Below are 10507 nucleotides of genomic sequence, written 5' to 3' on the forward strand. Positions count from 1 at the left end.
TCCGAACCAGCCAACAACTCCGCAGCCATCCCCACCCACTGCGACCCCTGACCCGGAAACACCAGCACCGAACGACCGTCGACCGTGCGACCGCCGTCCCACGCTCCCGAGTCGTCGTCGGCCATCTGGCCCAGCATGGTGTGGAGTTGGTCCCGGTCACCGGTCAGTGCCCTCCGGTACTCGAAGGCGGTGCGCGCGTGCAGGGCGGACCCGATGTCGCGCGGGTCGGGTGCGGGGCTGCGGTCCAGGTAGCGGCGTAAGCGGTCGGCCTGGGAGCGCAGGGCCCGCGGGCTCTTCGCCGACAGCAGCCAGGGGACCGCCGGCAGGGGGACGCGCTCGGCCGTCGGGCCGTCGTTCTCCAGGGGGGTGTGTTCGAGGATGGTGTGGACGTTGGTGCCGCTCAGACCGAAGGAGGACACTCCGGCCCGGAAGGGGCGGCCGTGGTGCGGCCAGGGCTGCTGCTCGGTCGCGAGGGCCAGCGCTCCGCGTGTCCAGTCGACGTGGCCGGAGGGCCTGCCGACGTGCAGGGTGCGGGGCACCTGCCCGTGCCGCATGGACAGCACCGTCTTGATGACGCCGGCAACCCCCGACGCCGCCTGGGCGTGGCCGAGGTTGGACTTGACGGAGCCGAGCAGCAGGGGCCGGTCGGCGGGCCGGTCCTGGCCGTAGGTGGCCAGCAGCGCCTGGGCCTCGATGGGGTCGCCGAGGGTGGTGCCGGTGCCGTGCGCCTCCACCACGTCCACCTCGGACGCCGTCAGCCCCGCGTCCGCCAACGCCGCACGGATCACCCTCTGTTGCGACGGGCCGTTGGGGGCGGAGAGGCCGTTGCTGGCGCCGTCCTGGTTGACGGCGGAGCCGCGTACCACCGCCAGGACCGGGTGTCCGTCGCGGCGGGCGTCCGACAGCCGCTCCAGCAGGAGGACGCCGACGCCCTCGCCCATGCCCATGCCGTCCGCGTCGTCCGAGAACGCCTTGCAGCGGCCGTCCTCGGCGAGTCCCCGCTGACGGGAGAAGCTGATGAGGGCGCCGGGGGTCGCCATCACGGCGACGCCGCCGACCAGGGCGAGCGAGCAGTCACCGCCGCGCAGCGCCCGGCCGGCGAGGTGCAGGGCGACGAGTGAGGAGGAGCAGGCCGTGTCGATGGTCACCGCGGGGCCTTCGAGGCCCAGGGTGTAGGCGACCCGTCCGGACACGACGCTGGGTGCGCTGCCGGTGAGCAGGTGGCCGTCTCCTTCCTCCGACTGGGCGACGACGGACGCGTAGTCGGCGTAGTTGACGCCGGTGAACACTCCGGTCCGGCTGCCGCGCAGGGCGTCCGGGTCGATGCCCGCGCCCTCGATCGCCTCCCACGTGGTTTCCAGGAGCAGCCGCTGCTGCGGGTCCATGGCCAGGGCCTCGCGCGGCGAGATGCCGAAGAACTCCGCGTCGAAATCGGCGGCGTCGTGGAGGAAGCCGCCCCGTCGGGTCGTCGAGGTACCGGGGTGGTCGGGGTCGGGGTCGTAGAGGGCCTCGATGTCCCAGCCCCGGTCGGTGGGGAAGTCGGAGACGGCGTCGCCGCCGTCGGCGAGCAGGCGCCACAGGTCTTCGGGGGTGCCGATGCCGCCGGGGAAGCGGCAGGCCATGGACACGATCGCGATCGGCTCGTCGTCGGGCGCGGGCGGGTGCGCGGCGGCGTCCTGGCCGGAGCGGTCCGGGTCCCAGGAGCGCGGCTCGGTGGCCTGGCGGCCGAGCAGTTCGGCGCTGATCTCCCGGGCGAGCGCGGTGGACGACGGGTGGTCGAAGATCAGAGTGGACGGCAGCCGCAGTCCGGTGGCGGCGTTGAGCCGGTTGCGGAGTTCGACCGCGGTGAGGGAGGCGAAGCCCATGTCCTGGAAGGCTCTGCCGGGCCGGATCGCGTCCACTGTGGCATGGCCGAGGACGGCTGCGGCGTGGGTGCGGACCAGGTCGAGCAGCAGGCGGTGCTGTTCGGATGCGCCGAGGGCGGCGAGCCGTTGGCGCAGCAGTGCGGCGGCGGGTGCCTCCGCTTCTCCGGCCTCGGCCTCCAGGGCTCGGCGGACTTCGGGTATGCCGGTGAGCAGCGGGCTGGGGCGGGCGGAGGTGAAGACGGCGGCGAACCGCTCCCAGTCGACATCGGCGACGGCGAGGACGGTCTCGTCGTCGTCGAGCGCCTGGCGCAGGGCGTGGACGGCGAGGTCGGGGGCGATCCGGGGCAGGCCGTGCTGCTCCAGTTTGAACAGGTCGGCGTCCTCTCCGGCGATGCGGTGCTGCCAGGGGTTCTCGGCCTGCCAGATGCCCCAGTCGATGGTGGTGGCGGTGAGGCCGCGGGCCCGGCGGTGCTGCGCCAGGGCGCCGAGGTAGGCGTTGGCCGCGGCGTAGGCGCCGTGGTCGCCGCTGCCCCAGACTCCGGCGATCGAGGAGAACAGGACGAAGGCGTCGAGTTCGCGGTCGAGGAGGGCGTCGAGGTGCTCGGCGCCGGCGGCCTTGGCGGCGACGATCTGTTCGAACGCGGACATCGGCGTGCCGTCCAGGGGGGCGAGCGCGACGAAGGCGGCCGCGTGGACGACCGCGGTGACGGGGTCGCCCGCCGCCTCCAGGCCGGTGAGCAGCTCCTCCACTGCCTGACGGTCCGCCAGATCGCAGACGGGCAGGGTCAGCCGTACGCCGAGGGCGGCCAGTTCCGCGGTGATTTCGGCCGCGCCGGGCGCCTGGGGGCCGCGGCGGCCGGGCAGGACGAGGTGGGTGGCGCCGCTGCGGGCCAGCCAGCGGGCGAGGTGCGGGCCGACGGCTCCGGTGCCGCCGGTCAGCAGGACGGTGCCGCGGGGCTTCCAGTGCTTCGTACGGCCGTCGCTCCGGGGAGCGCGCCGGAGGCGGCGGGCCAGGACTCCTGTGGGGCGCAGGGCGAGTTGGTCCTCGCGGCCGGCACCGTCCGTGCCGGAGGCCGTCAGTACGGCGGCGAGCCGGGTCCTGGCACGGGCGTCGAGGTCCGGTGGCAGGTCGATGAGTCCGCCCCAGCGGGCGGGCAGTTCCAGCGCGGCCACCAGTCCGGTTCCCCAGACCAGTGCCTGGCGGGGGCTGGTGACCGGGTCGTCCGGGCCCGTGGACACGGCCCCGGTGGTGGCGCACCAGAGGGGTGCCGTGAGGGCGAGGTCGCCCAGGGCCTGCACCAGGGCGACGGTGAGTGCCGTCCCGGTGGGGAGGGCGGGGTGGTCGGGGTGGGGCTGGTCGGCGGCGGCCAGCAGCGACAGCACGCCCGTCGGGACGAGGTCGCCGAGGGCGGTGGCGAGCGTGTCCGCGAGGTCCGTACGGCGGACGGCGTCGGCCGTGAGTTCCGCCGTGACGACGGTGGCGCCCGCTTCGGCGAGGGCGAGCAGCGGGCCGCGTACCCGTGCGTCGTCGTGTCCGGCGGGCAGGGCGACGAGCCAGGTGCCGGCGGCGGGGGCGGCGGCCGGCGGGTCGGGCAGGGGCTGCCAGCCGACGCGGTAGCGCCAGGAGTCGATGACGCTCTCGTCGCGCCGCTGTGCGCGCCAGCCGCGCAGGGCCGGCAGTACGGGGGCGAGGGCGTCCTCGTCGATGGCGAGCCGGGCGGCTATCCCGGCCGGGTCGTCGTGGTCGACCATGTGCCAGAAGGCCGTGTCGTGCGGGTCGGCGGCGGCCGGTGCGGTGGCGGGCGCCGTCTCCGGCTCCAGCCAGTAGCGCCGCAGCTGGAAGGGGTATCCGGGCAGGGCGGTCGGGCGGGCGCCGGTGCCGGCGTACACCGCGGACCAGTCGACGGCCGCGCCCGCCGCCCACAGTTCGGCGGCCGAGCGCAGGGCACGGCGCAGTCCGCCGTCGTCGCGGCGCAGGGTGCCGACGACCACGGGCGGCTCCGCGGCGCCGGTGGCCTCGGCGGTGTCCTGGAGGGCCATGGTCAGCACCGGGTGCGGCGACACCTCGACGAAGACCTCGTGCCCCTGTGCGACCAGGGAGCGTACGGCCGCGTCGAAGCGGACGGTCCCGCGGAGGTTGCGGTACCAGTAGTCGGCGTCCATGGCCGTGGTGTCGAGCCGGTCGCCGGTGACGGTGGAGAACAGCGGTACCGGGGCCGGGAGCGGGCGTACGCCGGCCAGCGCGGCCAGCACCTCGGACCTGATCCGTTCGACCTGGGCCGAGTGCGAGGCGTAGTCCACGGGTACGGACCGGGCCCGTGCGCCCCGATCCGCGCAGTGGGCGAGCAGTTCGGCGAGGGCCCCGGGCTCCCCCGAGACCACCACGGCGGCGGGCCCGTTGACCGCGGCCACCGACAGCTTCTCGGCCCAGGGGGCGATCGCGGCGCGGACCTCGTCCTCGGGCAGGGACACCGCGACCATGCCGCCGAGTCCGGTCAGCGCCCGGATGGCCCGGCTGCGCAGGGCGACGACCCTCGCCCCGTCCTCCAGGCTCAGCGCTCCCGCCACCACGGCGGCGGCGATCTCTCCCTGGCTGTGCCCGACCACGGCGTCGGGCCGGACGCCCCAGGACTCCCAGTGCGCGGCCAGTGACACCATCACCGCCCACAGCGCCGGCTGCACCACGTCCACCTGCTCCAGGGAGGGTGCTCCGGGCGCGCCCTCCAGGACGGCGGGGAGCCGCCAGCCGACATGGGCGGAGAGGGCGGCGTCGCAGGCGGCGAGGCGGTCCCGGAAGACGGGGCTGGTGGCGAGCAGGTCCCGTGCCATGCCGGCCCACTGGGAGCCCTGGCCGGGGAACACCAGTGCCGTCCGGCCCTCGACGACCCGGCCGGTGCCCGTGACGACGTCGGCGGGCGTGGGGTCCGGGGCGGAAGCCGAGGCCGGGGCGGCGGGGAGGTCCGTGCCCGGCCCGGACAGGGCGGCGAGCCCGTTCAGCAGTGCCTGGTGCCCGTCGCCGATCACTACCGCCCGGTGTTCGAAGGCGGACCGGGTGGTCGCCAGCGAGAACCCGATGTCGGCCGGCCGTGCGGGCGCGTCCATGGCGAGCCGGGCGCGCAGCCGGGCCGCCTGGTCCCCGAGCGCGGAGGCGGTGCGGCCGGACAGCACCCAGGGCAGCGCGGCCCCGGGCGTGCCCGCCGGCTCCGCCGACGGCCCGGCCCCGGGCACCGGACCGGCCTCCGCGCTCGGGACGGCCCCCGTGCTCGGAACGGCCACGGTGTCCGCCCCGTCGGTCACTGCTTCCGGTCCGTCGGCCGGCTCCGGCACCGGTGCCTGTTCGAGGACGACGTGCGCGTTGGTGCCGCTCATGCCGAACGAGGACACCCCGGCCCGGCGCGGCCGGTCGACGGCGGGCCAGTCGCGGGCCTCGGTGAGGAGTTCGACGGCGCCCGAGGACCAGTCGGCGTGCGGAGTGGGCGCGTCCACGTGCAGGGTGCGAGGCAGGACACCGTGCCGCAGCGCGAGCACGGTCTTGATGACCCCGGCGACCCCGGCGGCGGCCTGGGTGTGGCCGATGTTCGACTTCAGCGAACCCAGCCACAGCGGGCGGTCGGCCGGCCGGTCCTGGCCGTACGTGGCCAGCAGCGCGTCGGCCTCGATGGGGTCGCCGAGGGTGGTGCCGGTGCCGTGCGCCTCCACCGCGTCCACCTCGGACGCCGTCAGGCCCGCGTCGGCGAGCGCCGCCCGGATCACCCGCTGCTGGGACGGGCCGTTGGGGGCGGTCAGGCCGTTGCTGGCACCGTCCTGGTTGATTGCCGAGCCGCGCAGCACGGCCAGCACCGTACGGCCGTTGCGGCGCGCGTCCGACAGCCGCTCCAGCAGCAGCATCCCCACGCCCTCGCCCCAGCCGGTGCCGTCCGCCGCCGCCGCGAACGGCTTGCAGCGACCGTCGGGGGACATCGCGCCCTGCCGGCTGAACTCGACGAACACCGCCGGCAGCGCCATCACGCTGACACCACCGGCGAGCGCGAGCGAGCACTCACCGGCCCGCAGGGCCCGCGCCGCGAGGTGCAGCGCCACCAGCGAGGCCGAACAAGCGGTGTCCACGGTGACGGCGGGGCCTTCGAGACCGAGCGTGTAGGACACCCGCCCGGACATCACGCTCATCGAGTTCCCCGTCATCAGGAACCCCTGGACGGCTTCGGCCGCGCCGGGGCCCAGCGTCGCGTACCCCTGGTCGATGGCCGCGGCGTACACCCCGGTACGGCTGCCCCGCAGGGTGAGCGGGTCGATACCGGCCTGCTCGACGGCCTCCCAGGAAGCCATCAGCAGCAGCCGCTGCTGCGGGTCCATCGCCACCGCCTCACGGGGCGAGATGCCGAAGAACTCCGGGTCGAAGTCCGCCGCGCCGTCCAGGAACGCCCCCTGCCCGGGGACCCCGCCGCCGGACGGCCAGGCGGTCTCCCAGCCCCGGTCGCCGGGGACGGCCGCGACGGTGTCACGGCCTTCGGCGAGCAGTTCCCACAGGTCTTCCGGGGTGCGGACACCGCCGGGGAAGCGGCAGGCCATGGACACGATCGCGATCGGCTCGCTCGTGCGGGCCTCGGCCTCCCGGAGCCGCTGCCGGGTGTCCCGCAGGTCGATGGTCACCCGGTTGAGGTAGTCGCGCATCCTCTGGTCGCTCACTGGACACCGCTGCTTTCGTCTCGGGCTGCCAGGGTTTCGTCTCGGGCTGCTCGGGTTTCGTCTCGGAGTCCGCGGACTCCGCGGACTCCGCGGGGTGCGCGGGGTGCGTGGACCGGTGCCCTGGTCACGCGGACCCCAACTGCCGGTCGATGTAGTCGAACATCTCGTCGTCGCTGGCCGCCTCGATCAGCTCGGGGGCCAGGTCGTCCGCGTCGTCCGTGGTGCGGGCGGTGGTGGCCGGCACCCGGCCGGGCAGCGGGCGGGTCAGCACTTCCCGTATCCGGGCGGCGAGTTCGTCGCTGACGCCGCCCGGCGGCAGGGCGTCGAGCAGGGTCTCCAGGGTGTCGAGCCCGGCACGGACCGCCGCGTCGCCCGTCGGGCGGGCGGCGGTGGCCCGCTCGGCGAGGTGGCGTGCCAGTGTCTCCGGGGTGGGGTGGTCGAAGACGAGCGCGGGCGGCAGCCGCAGCCCGGTCGAGGAGACCAGCCGGTTGCGCAGTTCGACCCCGGTGAGGGAGTCGAAGCCGACGTCCTTGAACGGGCGGGCCGGGCGGATCAGGTCGGGCGAACTGTGGCCGAGCACCGCCGCGGCGGTGCCGCGCACCAGGTCGAGCAGGGTCCGGTGCAGCTCGGCCTCGGGCAGCTCGGCGAGCTGCCGCGCCATCGAGCGGGCCGGTTCCGCGGCGGGGGCGGCGCCGGTACGGGCGGGGCGGACCAGGCCGCGGAGCACGGCGGGCAGCCGGTCGTCCGCCCTCAGCACGGACGGGGCGATCCTGGCCGCGAGCCGGTAGGCGTACGGGGAGTCCAGCGCCGCGTCGAACAGGGCGAGGCCCTCCGCCGAGGTCAGCGCGCCCGTCCCGGCACCCCGGCCCGCGGTGACCGCGGCGGTCATCTCGCTGCGCTCCTCCCACAGGCCCCAGCCGATGGACAGGCCGGGCAGCCCCTCGGCCCGGCGTTCGGCGGCGAGGGCGTCGAGGACCGCGTTGGCGGCGGCGTAGTTCGCCTGCCCGGCCGCGCCGAACTGGGCGGCGCCCGAGGAGAACAGGACCAGCGCCGCGAGATCGAGGTCCCGGGTGAGTTCGTGCAGCAACAGCGCCGCGTCCGCCTTGGGCCGCAGGACGCGGTCGAGCCGGTCCGGGGTCAGCCCGGCGATCGTGGCGTCGTCCAGGACACCGGCCGCGTGGACGACGGCGGTCAGCGGGTGCGCGGCGTCCACCGACCCGAGCAGGGCGGCGAGTGCCGCACGGTCGGCGACGTCGCAGGCGGCGACGGTCACCGACGCCCCGAGCCCGGTCAGTTCCCTCACCAGCTCCGGCATTCCGTCGGCGGAGCCGCCCCGGCGGCCGGCCAGCAGCAGGTGCCGGGTGCCGTGCGCGACGACCAGGTGCCGGGCCAGGAGCCGTCCCAGGGTGCCGGTGGCCCCGGTGACCAGGACGGTCCCTTCGGGGTCCGGCGGAGCGGGCAGCAGCAGGACGTTCTTGCCGACGCCTCGGGCCCGGCTGAGCGAGCGCAGGGCGGCCGGGGCCTGCCGGACGTCCCAGCCGGTGACGGGCAGGGGACGCAGCGCTCCCTGCCCGAACAGGCGCAGGACGTCGGCGAGCATCTCGCCGATGCGCTCCGGACCGGCCTCCATCAGGTCGAACGCCCGGTAGCGGACCCCGGGGTGCTGCCGGGCGACCGCCTCCGGGTCGCGGACGTCGGTCTTGCCCATCTCCACGAACCGGCCGCCGTGCGGCAGCAGCCGCAGACCGGCGTCGACGAACTCCCTCGCCAGGCTGTCGAGCACGACGTCGACGCCCCGTCCGCCGGTGGCCGTCAGGAACGTCTCGGCGAAGTCGGTGGTCCGGGTCGAGGCGATGTGCGCGTCGTCCAGCCCGCCGGCCCGCAGGACGTCCCACTTGGCGGGCGAGGCCGTCGCGAACACCCGCGCACCGGCGTGCCGGGCGAGCTGCACCGCCGCCATGCCGACACCGCCGGCCGCGGCGTGGACCAGTACCGATTCCCCTCGCCGCAGTCCCCCGAGGTCGAACAGGCCGTAGTAGGCGGTGAGGAACGCCACCGGCACGGATGCGGCGCGGGCGAAGGACCAGCCCGCCGGTATCCGGGCGACCGTACGGCGGTCGGCGACGGCGGTCGGGCCGAACGCGCCTCCGAAGATCCCCATCACCCGGTCCCCGGGCGCCAGGTCGTCCACACCCGGGCCGACCTCGATGACGGTCCCGGCGCCCTCGCTGCCCAGGCCCTGCTGTTCGGGGTCGGGGTCCAGGCCGAGCGCGGCGATGACGTCGTGGAAGTTCAGCCCGGCGGCGCGCACCGCGATCCGTACCTCGCCCTTGCCCAGCGGGGCGAGGACCTCGGGGGCGTGCTCCGCCGTGATGTCCTCCGGGGAGCCCCGGCCGTCGGTGGTGAGCCGCCAGGCGGCGCCGTCCGGCACGGACAGCGTGCCGTCCGGCCGGCCGCCGCGGGCCAGCCGCGGCAGCAGCGGCGGGCCGGTCCGCAGCGCCAGCTCGGGTTCCCCTGCGGCGAGCGCCGCGGGCAGGGCGTCCGCCGGCTCGCCGGTCCCGGCCGCGTCGATGAGGACGAAGCGCCCGGGGTGCTCGGCCCGCGCGCTGCGCACCAGGCCCCACAGGGCGGCCTGGGCGGGATCGACGGGACGGTCGGCCGGTCCGGTACGGACCGCGTCCCTGGTGAGCAGGGCCAGCCTGGCCTCGGCGAACCGCTCGTCGGCCAGCCACTGCTGTACGAGGGCGAGGCCCTGGTGCGCGGTGGCGCGGACCCGGTCGGCGGCGTCGGGCAGGCCGGCGGTGGCGACGGTCGCCACGATCACCTCGGGAAGGGCGGCGCCCGCTTCGACGGCGGCCCCCAGGGCGTCGAGGTCCTGCCATGACACCGCGCCGGGGACGGCACCGCCGAGGGCGCCCCAGGCGGGCACGGAGCTGTCGGCCGGGTCGGTGGCCGGGGACCAGTCGAGGCGGTACAGCAGGTCGGCGTGGGCGGTCGCGGAGAGCGGTCCGCCCTCGGCCGGAGTCCGCAGCAGCAGGGATTCCACTGCGAGCACCTGTCGGCCGGACAGGTCGTGGGCGTGCAGGGTCACGGCGTCCGGCGCGTCGGCGGCGAGCCGTACGCGGAGTGTGGTGGCCCCGGTGATCCCGCTGGTCACACCGTTCCAGCTGAAGGGCAGCCGGTCCCGGCCGTCCTGGTCGGGCAGCAGCGCGGCGGTCTGGAGGGCCGCGTCCAGCAGCGCGGGGTGCAGCGCGCATCCGGCGGCGTCGGCGTGCTGCGGCTCCGGCAGCGCCACCTCGGCGAACACCTGGCCGTCGCGGAGCCACGCGGCACGGACGCCGCGGAAGGCGGGGCCGTAGTGGTGGCCGGCCTCGGCGAAGCGCTCGTAGAGGTCGCCGGTGTCCACGGGTTCGGCACCGGACGGCGGCCAGCTCAGCAGACCGGCCGGGTCCCCGGCGGGCCGGGGTGCCAGGGTGCCGGTGGCGTGCTCGGTCCAGGGCGCGTCGGCGTCCCGGGTCGTACGGGCGAACACGCTGAGCCCCCGCCGACCGTCACCGTCGGGCGCGGCGACCCGGAGCTGTAGGTGGACGGCACCCTCGTCCGGGAGGACGAGCGCCGATCCGAGGGTGAGTTCCTCGACCACCGGGCAGCCCGCCTCGGCCCCGGCGCGCAGCGCGAGTTCGAGAAAGGCCGTGCCGGGGAGGAGGACGACGCCCGACACCGCGTGGTCGGCGAGCCAGGGATGGGTGCCCAGCGAGATCCGGCCGCTGAGCAGCAGCTCGTCGGAGTCGGCGAGCCGCGTCGCCGCACCGAGCAGCGGGTGCCCGGTGGTGGAGAGACCCGCCGAGGCGACGTCCCAGCTCGTGGTCGGCACGTCGAGCCAGTAGCGGCTGCGCTGGAAGGCGTACGTCGGCAACTCGACCCGCCGCGCCCCCGGGAACGCCCCCGACCAGTCC

At 76.0% G+C, this 10507-nt stretch carries 2 protein-coding genes; both read right to left on the reverse strand.

What is annotated here, in order from left to right:
* The coding region (locus tag ACP4IX_RS35615) for a type I polyketide synthase (protein WP_426558723.1) at positions 1–6536 on the reverse strand (6536 nt) is incomplete at its 3' end.
* A gap of 139 nt (positions 6537–6675) precedes the next feature.
* On the reverse strand, positions 6676–10507 hold a 3832-nt coding region (locus tag ACP4IX_RS35620), incomplete at its 5' end, for an SDR family NAD(P)-dependent oxidoreductase (RefSeq protein WP_426526923.1).

Source organism: Streptomyces sp. WG5 (assembly GCF_049974565.1).
GTDB lineage: Bacteria > Actinomycetota > Actinomycetes > Streptomycetales > Streptomycetaceae > Streptomyces.